The following is a 12,033-nucleotide window of genomic DNA, read 5'->3' on the forward strand; positions in this document are numbered from 1 at the left end:
CGCCTCAGCCGCAGGTCGGCAGGCCGTCGGTGTCGCCCTTGGCGATGCCCTCGACGGCGGTGCGCGCCTCCGCGAACGTCGAGACCCTGAGCAGCGTCATGCCGTCGGGGACGTGCCCGACCGCGTCGGCGCAGTCCTGGGCCGGCGAGAGGAACCAGCGCGCACCGGCCTCGTGGGCGCCGACGAGCTTCTGCCGGATCCCGCTGATCGGGCCGACGCTGCCGTCGTCGGCGATGGTGCCGGTGCCGGCGATGCGCTGGCCCCCGGTGAGGGAGCCGGGCGTCAGCCGGTCGTAGATGGCGAGCGTGAACATCAGTCCGGCAGAGGGCCCCCCGACCTGCCCGGTGTTGAGCGTGACGTCGACGGGGAGGTCGTAGTCGGTGCGCAGGAGGATGCCGACGACGGCCCGGCCGTCGGCGTTCCCGGCCCGGACCGTGAGGGCCTTCTCGGCACCGTCGCGGCGCACGACGATGCGCACCTGCTCGCCGGGCGCGTGCTCCTGCACCGCGGCCCGGACCTCGGCGGAGTCGGTGGTGGCCGTGCCGTCGATGCTCACGACGACGTCGCCCTTCGCCAGGATGCCGTCCGCCGGACCGCCCTTCGGCACGTCGGCCACGGTGACCGTGGTGCCCACGGTCCGCCCCAGGGCGCGCAGCGCGGTGGCGGCAGCGACGACCTGGGACTCGTTCATCATCTCGGCGTTCTCGGCCTCGACGTCCTCCTCCGAGGTGTCCTCGGGGAAGTAGTAGCGCTCGGGGGCGGTCTCGACGTCGTCGCGCAGCCAGGCCTCGGCGAGGTCGTACACCGTGACCTTGCGGCCGGGGCCGCCCTCGAAGGCGACGGTGGTGAAGTCCAGCGCCCCCTCGGTCGGGTACGTCTTCGTGCCGGAGATCGCGAGCACCGGCTTACCGTCGAGGTCGCCGAGCACGTTGGTGGCCGGCCCCGGCGAGAGGACGACGTACGGCAGCCCCACGAACGAGAGCCCGGCCGCGAGCACGACGAGGAGGAAGGTGGTGGTCAGCAGCCCGGCGGCGAGCCGTCCGGGGCGGCCGGCGGGACGGGGGTCGGCCGGCGGGACGTCCTCGTGGAGGCGCAGGCCCCCCGGGGCGCCGCTCACGGCAGCCCCACCCACTCGCTGGAGCCGTCGCCGAGCTGCTGGTGCTTCCAGATGGGGGTGCGGGCCTTGAGGGTGTCGATGACCGCGCGGCAGGCGTCGAAGGCCTGCCCGCGGTGCGGTGCGGCCGCGGCGACGACGACGGCGAGGTCGCCGACGGCGAGGGTGCCGGTGCGGTGGACGGCGGCGAGGCGCACGGCGTCGGAGGAGGCGAGGACCTCGTCGCAGACGGCTCGCATCGTCTCCTCCGCGGTGGGGTGCGCGGAGTACTCGAGCCCGGTCACGGAGTCGCCGTGGTCGTGGTCGCGCACGACGCCCACGAACAGGGCGACGCCCCCGCAGACGGGGTGCCGGACGGCGGCGAGCGCCTCGTCGACGGACAGCGGCTCGTCACGGACGGCGACGAGCGCGACCGCGGCGTCATCGGTGGGCACAGGTGTTCCTCCGGGGGCGGTCACCGGAACGATTCCCGCGCGACCGTGGTTGGGTACGACAGGACCACATCCTCTCACCCGAACCGCAGGAGACCGGCCGTGACCGACCACGCCGACGACGACGAGACCCCCGACCTCCCCCCGGAGCTCGAGCAGGTGCTGCGCGGCCTGACCGGCGGCGGCGAGATCGACCCGCAGCTCGCCGCGATGGTCCGCGGCATGGGCCTGGACAAGGTCGACCCGCAGATGCTCCAGATGGTGATGGGGCAGGTGCAGGCGATGTTCGCGGCACCCGCCGGGGACACCACCGTCGACGCCGCCCTGGCCACCGACACCGCCCGCAAGACGGTGGCCGCCGCCGGGGACGCCTTGGCCGCCGAGGCCGACAAGCGGGCCGCCGCCGAGGCGGTCCAGGTCGCCGGCCTGTGGCTCGACGCCGTCACCGACCTGTCGGCCCCGACGCTGCGCGGCACCGCGTGGAGCCGGGCCGAGTGGGTCGAGGCGACGATGCCCGTGTGGACCGGTCTCGTCGAGCCGGTCGCCGAGGGCGTCACCGACGCCGTCACCGAGGCGATGGGCCGCCAGCTCGCCGACCTCCCCGAGGGCGCGCTGCCCGAGGGCATGTCCGGGATGCTCGACCAGGCCGGCCCGATGCTGCGCCGCATGCACGGCTCGATGTTCTCCCTCCAGCTCGGCCAGGGTGTCGGGCAGCTCGCGGGCGAGGTGGTCTCCGGGTGCGAGGTCTCGCTCCCCCTCGTCACCGCCCCCGACGTCGTGCTGATGCCCGCCGCCCTGCGCGAGCTCGCCGCCGGCCTCGAGGTCGACGAGCCGCAGGCGCGGCTGTACCTCGCGGTCCGCGAGGTCGCCCGCGTGCGGCTCTTCACGTCGGTGCCGTGGCTGTCGGCCGGGCTGCTCGCCGCGGTCCGCGACTACGCCTCGGACATCACCATCGACACCGACGGCATCGAGGAGGCGGTCCGCTCGATCGACCCCTCCGACCCCGCTGCCGTCCAGGAGGCCCTGCAGGGGCGGCTCTTCGCGCCCACCCACTCCCCCGCGCAGGTCGCGGCGCTCGCCCGGCTCGAGACGCTGCTCGCGCTCGTCGAGGGCTGGGTCGACGTCGTCACCGAACGTGCGGTCGCCGAGCACCTGCCCGCGGCCGGCGCCCTCGGTGAGGCCGTGCGGCGCCGCCGGGCCGCCGGCGGCCCGGCCGAGAAGGCCTTCGGCTCGCTGGTCGGCCTCGAGCTGCGGCCCCGCCGGCTGCGCGACGCCGCCAACCTGTTCCGCGCCCTCGAGGACTCCGGCGGCCCGGGCGCGCGCGACGGCGCCTGGCGCCACCCCGACCTCGCGCCCTCGACGGCCGACCTCGACGACCCGCTGGGCTACGTCGAGCGCACCGCCGAGCCGGCCCGCGACGACCTGGACGCCGAGCTCGACGCGCTGCTGCGCGACGAGGGAGAGCGGTGACCCGGGCAGCCGAGGTCGCCCGCTCCTTCGCCCACCTGCACGCCGACGCCGCCCGCGTCCTCGGCGCCTGGAGCGCGCCCGACGCCGGTCAGGAGCAGCTGCGTCGCGCCTACCTGTCCTTCCTCGCCTCCCACCCCGAGGGCGTGGCCAAGGCCGGCCCGCCCGAGCACCTCACCGCCTCGTGCCTCGTGCTCGACACCGCGGGCGAGCGCGTGCTGCTGACCCACCACCGCCGCGCCCGCCAGTGGTTCCAGTTCGGCGGGCACCTCGAGGTCGGCGACACCTCGCTGTGGGCCGCGGCCCGCCGTGAGGGGCGCGAGGAGTCCGGCATCGCCGGGCTCGAGCCGCTGCCCGACCCGGTCCAGCTCGACCGGCACGTCCTCGACGGCGACTTCGGCCACTGCCGCGAGCACCTCGACGTGCGCTTCGCCGCGGTCGCGCCGGAGGGTGCCGAGCCGGTGACGAGCGAGGAGTCGCTCGACGTGCGCTGGTGGCCCGTGGACGCGCTGCCCGAGGGGACCCGGGCCGAGCTCTCACCCCTCGTCGAGCTCGCCCGCCGGGCCCTCGGGCTCCTCTGAGGTCGGCATCCCCGACGCGTGCGCCAGCCCGTCGAGGAACCCCCGCGAGCGCTCGAGGCGCGGGTAGGAGGCCAGCAGCCGCCAGAACGCCGGGCCGTGGCCGCTGACGAGCAGGTGCGCGAGCTCGTGGAGGAGCACGTAGTCCAGGACGTGCTCGGGGACCTCGCGCAGCCGGTCCGAGACCCGGATCGTGCCCTCGGCGGGGGTGCAGGAGGCCCAGCGCTTGTCCATCGTCGAGACCCACCGGACGCTCTGCGGGCGCGCGTGCCCGCCGAGGTAGCGGGTGGAGAGCCGGGCGGCGCGTGCGGCCAGGGCCTCGTCGCTGACCGGGCGGCGCCGCTCGCCGCGCTCGAGGCTGGCGAGCATCCGGTCCACCCAGCGGGCCTCCTCGGCGGCCGAGAAGGAGGCGGGGATGAGCACGACGGTGCGCCCGCCGTCCCGGTAGGCGCTCACCGTGCGGCGGCGTCTGCGGCTGCGGCGGACCTCCACGTCCGGCCGTCCCACACCCCGACTCTAGGCCCTCCGGGACGGATGTGACCCGTGGTTCGGGTGGGGCGCGCTGGGCGAGGATTCCCGCGTGCGCCCGCGTGGCCACGGGCCGCTGACCTGCGGCGTGGCTAGGGTGTGAGCGTCCAGACCGCCTCCGGGCGGCACCTCTTTCCGGCACCCGGGACCCCCGACGCCGGCGACAAGGAGAGCGTCGATGGCTGACGAGACCTACAAGGGCGAGTTCTACTGCGTCAAGTGCAAGGAGAAGCGCGAGGCCGAGGGGAAGGTCGTCGTCTCCGAGAACGGGCGCCGCATGGCCAAGGGCCAGTGCCCCGTCTGCGGCACGAACCTCAACCGCATCCTCGGGAAGGCCTGAGCCCCCGAGCGGCAGCGGACGGCCCCGGACCCTCGTGGTCCGGGGCCGTCCGCGCGTCCGGGGCGTGATGGGTTTCCGCGTCGTCACGGTGATGACACGGAAAGTCATCGAGGACGGGGATGCATCCCCGTCACCAGCCAGCTTCCGCGCCACCACGGTGACGGCGCGGTCGTCCGGGCACCCGCGCGCCCGGGGGCTGTGGACGACGGCCGCGCGGGCGGCGGCCTCGGGGGCAGGATGACCCGCAGCCGAGCGAGGAGGCACGGGTGGACACGGTGCGCGGACCGGTGGTGGTCGACGGGTGGGGCCGGCTCGCCGACGAGGTCGGCGCCCAGCTGCGCCGCTGCCGGGTGCCGCTGCGGACCGGGGCCCACGCCGCCGATGCCGCCGAGCTCGCCCTGGCCGGTGGCGAGCAGGGGCCCTCGGTCGTCCTGCTCGTCTGCGAGGACCGCCGTCCGGCGTGGCTGACGGCTCCCTCGCTCGGCGCCCCCTGGCACGCCGCCCGCGTCCCGGTCCTCCCGGTGACCGGCGGCGACGGCACCGTCGTCGTCGGCCCGCTGGTGGTGCCGCACCGCACGCCCTGCCTCGCCTGCGTCGGGTCCGGCGTGCCACCGCCGGGCCCACGCACGGCCGACCCCTCGGCGGTGGTCCTCGCCTCGGCGGTCGCGGCCGTCACCGTCCTCGCGGCGCTCGCGGGCGACCTCTCGCTGGGCGCCGTCTCCACCGAGGTCGGCCCCGGGGCCACGACGGTCCTGCACAGGGTCTGGACCTCCCGTCCCGGGTGCGGGTGCGCGTCGGTGAGAATGGCGGGGTGAGCGAGCGCGAACGAGACATCCCCGGGTCCTCGATCGCGCGCGCGGCCCGGCTCGCCGGCCTGCCCCTGGGGCACGCCGGACGCGCGGCGCTCGGGGTCGGCAAGCGGGTCGGCGGCAAGCCCGCCGAGGCCGTCGCCGCCGAGCTCCAGGCCCGCACCGCCGAGCAGCTGTTCTCCGTCCTCGGCCAGCTCAAGGGCGGGGCGATGAAGTTCGGGCAGGCCCTGTCGGTCATGGAGGCCGCGATGCCCGAGGACCTCGCGGGCCCCTACCGGGCGACGCTGACGCGCCTCCAGGAGTCCGGCCCGCCGATGGGCGCCGACCGGGTGCACGCCATCCTCGCCGAGGAGCTCGGGCCGCGCTGGGCCAGCACCAAGCTCGTCGAGTTCGACGACGTCCCGGCCGCGGCGGCGTCCATCGGGCAGGTCCACCGGGGCGTGTGGCGCGACGGGCGCGAGGTCGCCGTGAAGATCCAGTACCCCGGGGCGGGCAAGGCGCTGCTCTCCGACCTCGCCCAGATCTCGCGGGTGGCCCGGATGGCCGGCTCGCTGGTGCCCGGCATCGACGTCAAGCCGATCATGGACGAGCTGCGGGCGCGGATGTCCGAGGAGCTCGACTACTCCCTCGAGGCCCGCCACCAGCGGCACTTCGCCCGCGCCTTCCGCGACGACGAGGACGTGCTCGTGCCCGACGTCCTCGTCGAGTCCCCGCAGGTGCTCGTCAGCGAGTGGGTCGAGGGCACGCCGCTGGCGCGGATCATCGCCGACGGCACCCAGGAGCAGCGCGACGAGGCCGCCTCGCTCTACCTCGAGTTCCAGCTCCGCGCGCCCACCCGGGCCCGGCTCCTCCACGCCGACCCGCACCCCGGCAACTTCCGCATCACGCCGGACGGCCGGCTCGGCGTCCTCGACTTCGGCGCGGTCAACCGCCTCCCCGGCGGCATGCCGCCGGAGATGGGCGGCATCCTCACGAACGCCCTGGCCGGCGACGGCGAGGGGCTGGTCCGGGTGCTGCGCCGCGCCGGGTTCATCCGGCCGGGCATCGAGATCGACCCCGAGGGGCTCGTCGAGTACCTCCAGCCGCTCGTCGAGCCGATCCTCCACGAGCAGTTCACCCCGACCCGCGCCTGGCTGCGCGGGGCCGCCGCCCAGATCCAGGACCCACGCCGCCCGCAGTTCCTCATCGGCCTCAAGCTCAACCTGCCGCCCGAGTACCTGCTCATCCACCGGGTGTGGCTCGGCGGCATCGGCGTCCTCAGCCAGGTCGGCGGCACCGTGCCGCTGCGCGAGATGGTCTGCGCCTACCTCCCCGGCGTCGACGAGTCGCGCATCCCACCGGACCCCAGCGCCTGAGTCACCACCACGCGGAGTCGAGCTTGCCCTCGATGCTGCGCAAGTGCCGGCGGCTGCACGCGGCGCAGGTCCAGACCTCGCGCCCGTTCTCGGTGCCGCGGCTCCAGGTGAGCGCAGCGGTGGCCGCCTCCTCGGGGGTCGGGGTGGCGCCGCAGGTGGCGCAGACCATCGCCGCGTCGGCGGCGGGCGCCCCGGGCATCCTCAGGCCTTGGCCTTCGCGGCGGCCTTGGCCGACTTCTTGAAGTCGCGGACCTTCTGCAGCGAGTCGGGGTCGACGACGTCGGCGACGCTGCGGAAGGACCCCTCCTCGGCGTAGGCGCCGCACGCCTCCTGCCAGCCCTCGGGCCGCACGCCGAGCTGCTTGCCGAGCAGGGCGGCGAAGATGCGCGCCTTCTGGTCGCCGAACCCGGGGAGCGCCTTGAGCCGGGCGACGAGCTCGCGGCCGCTCGTGGCCGTGGTCCAGAGCCGGCTCGCGTCGCCGTCGTACTCGTCGCGGACGACGACGGCCAGGGCCTGGATGCGCCCGGCCATCGAGCGGCCGTAGCGGTGGACGGCGGGCGGGGTGGCGCACAGGTCGGCGAACGCCTCGGGGTCGGCGTCGGCGACGGCCGAGGGGTCGAGGGTGCCGAAGCGCTCGAGGACCTTGGCCGGCCCGGCGAAGGCCCGCTCCATCGGGAACTGCTGGTCCAGGAGCATGCCGGTGAGGAGCGCGAACGGGTCCTCGGAGAGCACCTGGTCGGCGGCGGGGTCCTGGGCGATCGTCAGCGCGGCCATGGGGCCAGCGTAGCCAGCACGCTCGCGGCGACGGCGCGCCAGAAGTCCCGCTCGCGCAGGGGTGGAACGGGCACCGCCCCCGACGCGGTGTCGGGGGCGGTGCGCTCTGCGGGCCGCACGCTCATCGGACGATGGCGTGGACGACCGCGCGCATCTGCTCGCGGTTGGCCGCCTCGCGCTCCCGACGCTGCGCCTCGTGGACGCTGCGCTGGTGCACGACGCGACGGACGCGCTGCATCCGGCGGTGGTACATGTCGTTCTCCTGTCGTGTGTTCTGGTGTGTCGCAACGCCGCTCAGGCGGCGACCTCGGTCTTGCGGGGACGGCCACGCGGACGCTTGCGCGCCACGACGGCTCCCTGGACGAAGTACTCCCCGCCCCAGACGCCCCACGGCTCGCGGCGGTCGAGGGCGCCCGCCAGGCAGGTCTCCCGGACCGGGCAGGTCCGGCAGAGCGCCTTGGCGAACTCGACGCCCTCGGGGGTGTCCGCGAACCACAGCTCGGCGTCGTTCTCGCGGCAGGGGATCCCCTCACCGTCGATGACGGCCGTGTCGTGCAGGTCGAGAAGGTCGGTCAGCTGCATGGGGGTGTCACCTCCGTTCGTCGCGCGCCGGGTGTGGCGCAGGGTGGTACTCGGGGGGCGGTGCGGGTCGCGCCGCTCGGTCGTGGTGCTCATCTGGTGGTCCTCGCGTGTACTGGTCTGTGGAGGCCGGTGGGCCCGGGGGAAATACGAGAAAGGCCGCGGATCCCTGGGGGGATCCGCGGCCTCGAGGTGGTGGCTACCTGGTGCTAGACAGGTGGCCCCTCGAGGCGGACGTCTCCCGTGGACGGGGCGGTGGCGATGCCGGTCTTCACGCCGGCCACGACGGCCTCACGCGCGCCGAAGGCGGCAGCGGAGACAGTGCGCCCCTGGACCCGACCTCGATCGACCGCGTGGGCCGTGGTGGAGCCGTACCAGACGGCATCGAGGAGGGTCGTGCGGGCAGCGGCCATCGCCGGCATGCCGTTCGTCGACTGCGTCGTGTCCATGTCTCCAACCCTCCTTCGCGGTCTCGGTCGTGGTCCGTGCCCGGGTGGGCACGCGAGGTGTTCCCCGACACTGTAGGACCGCCGCCGAAGCGGCGGCAACGGATTAACGGTGGCGGGTCGGTGAACCTGCGCCGTCAGGAGGATGAACTCCGTTGCGGCTCAACCGTTCTGTGCCTCGGAAAAATTCTTGACAATCTCGAGGACGGGCGCGCCGAAGCGCTCGAGCTTGGCCGGACCGACCCCGGTGATGCGCGACAGCTCGCGGGTGTCGGCGGGCTCGCGCTCGGCGATGGCGGTCAGCGTGGCGTCGGTGAACACGACGAACGCCGGGACGTCGAGCTCGCGGGCGGTCTCGAGGCGCCAGGCGCGCAGCTCCTCGAAGAGCTGCTCGTCCATCGACGGCGGGCAGGTGGTGCAGCGCCCGATCGTGCGCTCCTTGGCCGTCGCGAGCGGGCCACCACAGACGCGGCACACGGTGGGCAGCGACGCCCGCTCCTTCGCCGACGCCTTCTTCCGGCGCGGCTGGCTGCGGGCCGCCGCGCCGAGGACGGACTCGGTGCCGTCGAGGAAGCGCGACGGGCGCCGGGTGCCCTTGGCCCCCGGCGTGCGCGCGCGGCTGTAGCTGATGACGAGGCGGTCGCGGGCGCGGGTCAGGCCGACGTAGAGCAGCCGGCGCTCCTCCTCGACCTCCTCGGGGGTGTCGGCCATCGTGATGGGCAGCAGCCCGTCGGAGCACCCGACGAGGAAGACGGTGCCCCACTCCAGGCCCTTCGCGGCGTGCAGCGAGGCGAGGGTGACGCCCTGCACGGTGGGCGCGTGCTGGGCCGCGGCGCGCTCGTCGAGCTCGCGGACGAAGGCGGGCATCCGGGCCTCGGGGTCGAGGGCGGCGACGTCGTCGGCGAGGGACGCGAGCGCCGAGAGGGACTCCCACCGCTCGCGGGCCGCTCCCCCGGACGTCGGCGCCTCACGGCTCCACCCCGCCCCGAGCAGCACGTCGCGGACGAGGTCGGGAAGGGCGACCTCGCCGTCGTCGGAGCGGGCGGCGCCGCGCATCAGGACGACGGCGTCGCGGACCTCGCGGCGGGAGAAGAACCGCTCGCCGCCGCGGACGAGGTAGGGGATGCCGCGCTCGGCGAGCGCGGACTCGAACTGCTCGCTCTGCCCGTTCGTGCGGAACAGCACGGCGATCTCGGCCGGCGGGTGGCCGGACCCGACGAGGTCGGCGATGCGGGTCGCCACCTGCTCGGCCTCGGCGGGGTCGTCGTCGGCCACGAGCAGCTCGGGCGCGACGCCGTCGTCGCGCTGGGCCCGCAGCTCGACGGAGCCGGCCCGTCGTCCGCCACCGGGGCTGCGGAGCACCAGGTTGGCCAGCCCGACCACCTGGGGCGTGGAGCGGTAGTTGCGGACCAGCTCGACGACGCGGGCCTGCGGGTGCGTGGACCGGAACCCCAGCAGGTGCTGGGGCGAGGCGCCGGTGAAGCTGTAGATGGTCTGGGCGGGGTCACCGACGACGCAGACGTCGTCGCGGCCGCCGAGCCACCGGTCGAGGAGCGTCTGCTGCAGCCGGTTGACGTCCTGGTACTCGTCGACGACGAAGTGCCGGTACTGGCCGCGGACCGCCCGTGCGACCTGCTCGTGCTCGCCGAGGATGCCGGCCGTGAGGAGCAGGACGTCCTCGAAGTCGATGACGCCCCGGCCGGTCTTGACCTCCTCGTACTCGGCCATCAGCCGGGCCATCGCCGTGGCGTCGAGCCCGGCCGGCGGCTCGCGGCGGGCCCGGGCCGCCCCTGCCGCGTAGGTGTCGGGGGTGAGCATCGAGACCTTGGCCCACTCGATCTCGGAGGCGAGGTCGCGCACCGCCGGGGAGTCGAGGCGCAGCCGCAGCCGGCCGCCGGCCTCGGCGACCGCCCCGGCCTTGTGCGGCATGACCTCGGGTGCGGCGCCACCGATGGCCTGGGGCCAGAAGTAGTGCAGCTGGCGCAGCGCGGCCGCGTGGAAGGTGCGGGCCTGCACCCCGCCGACACCGAGGTCGCGCAGCCGGGTGCGCATCTCACCCGCGGCCCGGGCCGTGAAGGTGACGGCGAGCACCCGCTGCGGCTGGAAGGCGCCGGAGAGCACCCCGTAGGCGATGCGGTGCGTGATGGCGCGCGTCTTGCCCGTGCCGGCACCGGCGAGCACGCACATGGGCCCGACCGGGTGCGCGGCGACCTCGCGCTGCTCGGGGTCGAGCGCGTCGAGCACATCGTCGGCGCCGGGGTGGACGGGGAGGGTGGACATCACGACGATCCTAGGTCGCGGCACCGACGGCGCCGACGGCCGGGAAGGGCCGCGGCGCTCCCGCTGTTGAGGGGGCATGAGCACCCTCAGCGCCCCCGCCGCCGGCACCGTCACGATGTTCACCACGACGTGGTGCGGCTACTGCCGCCGGCTGAAGTCCCAGCTCGAGCGGGAGGGCATCGCCTTCACCGAGGTCGACATCGAGCGCAAGCCGGACGCCGCGGACTACGTGATGCTCGTCAACGGGGGCAACCAGACCGTGCCCACCGTGCTCTTCCCGGACGGCTCGGCCGCCACGAACCCCTCGCTCGCCGAGGTCCGCGAGCGCCTCGGCTGACCGGGGCCGGGCGCGGTCAGGACCGGCGCCGGAAGTCGACGACCTCCGGGGCCGCCACCGGCCCGCCGAACCAGTGCTCGACGATCCGCCGGGCGATGGAGATGCCGCCCGGCACCACGAGCGAGCCGTCGGCGACGGCGGCCATGAGCTCCTCGCGCGACCACCAGCGCGCCTCGGCGATCTCGGAGTCCTGCAGGCGCAGCTCGGTGCCGCGGGCGCGGGCGGTGAACCCGACCATCAGCCCGGACGGGAAGGGCCAGGGCTGGTCGCCGAGGTAGGTGACGTCCTCGACCTCGACCCCGACCTCCTCGTGGACCTCACGGGCCACGGCGGCGGCGAGGGTCTCCCCGGGCTCGACGAACCCCGCCAGCACCGACATCCCCTTCGTCGTGAAGCCGCGGCCGCGGGCCATCAGCAGCCGGCCGTCGTCGTCGACGACGGCCATGATGACCGCCACGTCGGTGCGCGGGTAGTGCTCGCTGCCGTCGGCGCGGCACCGGCGCACCCATCCGGCGAGCACCGGTTCGGTGGGGCTGCCGCAGCGCGGGCAGAAGCCGTGGGCCCGGTGCCAGTTGGCCAGGGCGAGGGTGGTCGCGAAGACCGAGGCGCCGACGTCGTCGAGGGTCGCCCCGACCTGCCGCAGCGTGCGGTGGCCCTCGGGCGGCGCGCTCCCCTCGGGCAGGTCCTCGGCCACGCCGAGGTGGTGCACCCCGCCGGCCTCCCCGAGGTAGACCACGAGGTGGTCGGCGTCGGCGGGCTCGGGCGTGGCCAGGACGACCCGGGTCGTGCCGTCGGAACCATCGGCCCCGCCGGTGCCGACGACGACCTCGGCGCCGTCCCCCCGCAGCCGGAAGACCCGGGTGGCCGGGTCGGCGAGGAGGGTCGTGAGGAGCGCCGGGTCCTCGCGCAGGTCGCTGCGGCGGTCCAGCGAGCGGCGGGTCAGGGCGACGTCGGGAAGAGAATGCTCGGCTCGGGGCACGGCTCCCAGCCTAGGC

16 protein-coding genes are annotated in these 12,033 nt (G+C 75.2%); 6 read left to right on the forward strand and 10 right to left on the reverse strand.

The window, feature by feature from the left end:
* Positions 1 to 4 precede the first annotated feature (4 nt).
* Both ACQZ2A_RS15290 and ACQZ2A_RS15295 read right to left on the reverse strand, forming a co-directional pair.
* On the reverse strand, positions 5 to 1,117 hold the full coding sequence (locus tag ACQZ2A_RS15290; RefSeq protein WP_430212772.1) for a YlbL family protein: 1,113 nt from the start codon (positions 1,115 to 1,117) through the stop codon (positions 5 to 7).
* Positions 1,114 to 1,548, reverse strand: coding sequence for a molybdenum cofactor biosynthesis protein MoaE (locus tag ACQZ2A_RS15295; RefSeq protein WP_430212775.1), 435 nt, complete (start codon positions 1,546 to 1,548; stop codon positions 1,114 to 1,116). Before ACQZ2A_RS15295 ends, ACQZ2A_RS15290 begins: the two co-directional genes overlap by 4 nt.
* Before the next feature lie 99 nt (positions 1,549 to 1,647).
* Between ACQZ2A_RS15295 and ACQZ2A_RS15300 the strand changes: the two genes are divergently transcribed.
* Positions 1,648 to 3,015 (forward strand): zinc-dependent metalloprotease, encoded by a 1,368-nt coding sequence (locus ACQZ2A_RS15300; RefSeq protein WP_430212778.1) that lies wholly within the window; start codon positions 1,648 to 1,650, stop codon positions 3,013 to 3,015.
* Positions 3,012 to 3,593 (forward strand): NUDIX hydrolase, encoded by a 582-nt coding sequence (locus tag ACQZ2A_RS15305; RefSeq protein WP_430212780.1) that lies wholly within the window; start codon positions 3,012 to 3,014, stop codon positions 3,591 to 3,593. Before ACQZ2A_RS15300 ends, ACQZ2A_RS15305 begins: the two co-directional genes overlap by 4 nt.
* On the opposite strand, the gene ACQZ2A_RS15310 is transcribed toward ACQZ2A_RS15305, so the two are convergent.
* Positions 3,549 to 4,097, reverse strand: a complete 549-nt coding sequence (locus tag ACQZ2A_RS15310; RefSeq protein WP_430212783.1) for a M48 metallopeptidase family protein — start codon at positions 4,095 to 4,097, stop codon at positions 3,549 to 3,551. The genes ACQZ2A_RS15305 and ACQZ2A_RS15310 overlap by 45 nt on opposite strands.
* 199 nt (positions 4,098 to 4,296) lie before the next feature.
* On the opposite strand from ACQZ2A_RS15310, the gene ACQZ2A_RS15315 reads away from it, so the two are divergent.
* The 3 genes from ACQZ2A_RS15315 (at position 4,297) to ACQZ2A_RS15325 (ending at position 6,622) form a co-directional block, all read left to right on the forward strand.
* On the forward strand, positions 4,297 to 4,458 hold the full coding sequence (locus ACQZ2A_RS15315; RefSeq protein ID WP_013493366.1) for a DUF5679 domain-containing protein: 162 nt from the start codon (positions 4,297 to 4,299) through the stop codon (positions 4,456 to 4,458).
* A gap of 266 nt (positions 4,459 to 4,724) precedes the next feature.
* Positions 4,725 to 5,273 carry a hypothetical protein gene (locus ACQZ2A_RS15320; protein WP_430212786.1) on the forward strand — a complete coding sequence of 183 codons (549 nt, stop codon included), beginning with the start codon at positions 4,725 to 4,727 and terminating at the stop codon, positions 5,271 to 5,273.
* Positions 5,270 to 6,622, forward strand: coding sequence for an ABC1 kinase family protein (locus ACQZ2A_RS15325; protein WP_430212789.1), 1,353 nt, complete (start codon positions 5,270 to 5,272; stop codon positions 6,620 to 6,622). The genes ACQZ2A_RS15320 and ACQZ2A_RS15325 overlap by 4 nt, the downstream gene beginning before the upstream one ends.
* Before the next feature lies 1 nt (position 6,623).
* Here ACQZ2A_RS15325 and ACQZ2A_RS15330 read toward each other — a convergent pair whose 3' ends face one another.
* The 6 genes from ACQZ2A_RS15330 to ACQZ2A_RS15355 all read right to left on the reverse strand — a co-directional run bounded on the left by ACQZ2A_RS15330 (position 6,624) and on the right by ACQZ2A_RS15355 (position 10,701).
* Complete coding sequence (locus ACQZ2A_RS15330; RefSeq protein WP_430212791.1) at positions 6,624 to 6,821, reverse strand: hypothetical protein; 198 nt, start codon at positions 6,819 to 6,821, stop codon at positions 6,624 to 6,626.
* Between the two features lie 2 nt (positions 6,822 to 6,823).
* Positions 6,824 to 7,396: an HhH-GPD-type base excision DNA repair protein gene (locus ACQZ2A_RS15335; RefSeq protein WP_430212793.1), complete on the reverse strand. Its 573-nt coding sequence runs from the start codon at positions 7,394 to 7,396 to the stop codon at positions 6,824 to 6,826.
* A 121-nt stretch (positions 7,397 to 7,517) separates the two neighbouring features.
* Positions 7,518 to 7,649 (reverse strand): hypothetical protein, encoded by a 132-nt coding sequence (locus ACQZ2A_RS15340; RefSeq protein WP_430212795.1) that lies wholly within the window; start codon positions 7,647 to 7,649, stop codon positions 7,518 to 7,520.
* A 41-nt stretch (positions 7,650 to 7,690) separates the two neighbouring features.
* Entirely contained in the window at positions 7,691 to 7,978 is a 288-nt protein-coding gene (locus tag ACQZ2A_RS15345) for a WhiB family transcriptional regulator (protein WP_430212893.1), read from the reverse strand.
* A 206-nt stretch (positions 7,979 to 8,184) separates the two neighbouring features.
* The gene (locus ACQZ2A_RS15350; protein WP_430212797.1) at positions 8,185 to 8,424 is read right to left on the reverse strand and encodes a hypothetical protein; all 240 of its coding nucleotides are present in this window, start codon (positions 8,422 to 8,424) and stop codon (positions 8,185 to 8,187) included.
* A gap of 159 nt (positions 8,425 to 8,583) precedes the next feature.
* A complete protein-coding gene (locus ACQZ2A_RS15355) occupies positions 8,584 to 10,701 on the reverse strand; it encodes an ATP-dependent DNA helicase UvrD2 (RefSeq protein WP_430212800.1) in 2,118 nt (705 codons plus the stop codon).
* 76 nt (positions 10,702 to 10,777) lie between these two features.
* On the opposite strand from ACQZ2A_RS15355, the gene ACQZ2A_RS15360 reads away from it, so the two are divergent.
* Complete coding sequence (locus ACQZ2A_RS15360; protein WP_430212803.1) at positions 10,778 to 11,038, forward strand: mycoredoxin; 261 nt, start codon at positions 10,778 to 10,780, stop codon at positions 11,036 to 11,038.
* Positions 11,039 to 11,054: 16 nt separating this feature from the next.
* Here the strand turns inward: ACQZ2A_RS15360 and nudC are convergent, their stop codons facing one another.
* Entirely contained in the window at positions 11,055 to 12,017 is a 963-nt protein-coding gene (gene nudC / locus ACQZ2A_RS15365) for an NAD(+) diphosphatase (RefSeq protein WP_430212806.1), read from the reverse strand.
* Between the last annotated feature and the right edge of the window lie 16 nt (positions 12,018 to 12,033).

The sequence above is a fragment of the Phycicoccus avicenniae genome (assembly GCF_050496545.1).
GTDB lineage: Bacteria > Actinomycetota > Actinomycetes > Actinomycetales > Dermatophilaceae > Phycicoccus > Phycicoccus avicenniae_A.

Excerpts from the sequence above, each read along its gene's own strand:
- ACQZ2A_RS15315 (WP_013493366.1), top strand. The coding sequence starts at position 4,297 with ATGGCTGACGAGACCTACAAGGGCGAGTTCTACTGCGTCAAGTGCAAG.
- ACQZ2A_RS15330 (WP_430212791.1), bottom strand. The coding sequence starts at position 6,821 with ATGCCCGGGGCGCCCGCCGCCGACGCGGCGATGGTCTGCGCCACCTGC.
- ACQZ2A_RS15335 (WP_430212793.1), bottom strand. The coding sequence starts at position 7,396 with ATGGCCGCGCTGACGATCGCCCAGGACCCCGCCGCCGACCAGGTGCTC.
- ACQZ2A_RS15340 (WP_430212795.1), bottom strand. The coding sequence starts at position 7,649 with ATGTACCACCGCCGGATGCAGCGCGTCCGTCGCGTCGTGCACCAGCGC.
- ACQZ2A_RS15345 (WP_430212893.1), bottom strand. The coding sequence starts at position 7,978 with ATGCAGCTGACCGACCTTCTCGACCTGCACGACACGGCCGTCATCGAC.
- ACQZ2A_RS15350 (WP_430212797.1), bottom strand. The coding sequence starts at position 8,424 with ATGGACACGACGCAGTCGACGAACGGCATGCCGGCGATGGCCGCTGCC.
- ACQZ2A_RS15355 (WP_430212800.1), bottom strand. The coding sequence starts at position 10,701 with ATGTCCACCCTCCCCGTCCACCCCGGCGCCGACGATGTGCTCGACGCG.
- ACQZ2A_RS15360 (WP_430212803.1), top strand. The coding sequence starts at position 10,778 with ATGAGCACCCTCAGCGCCCCCGCCGCCGGCACCGTCACGATGTTCACC.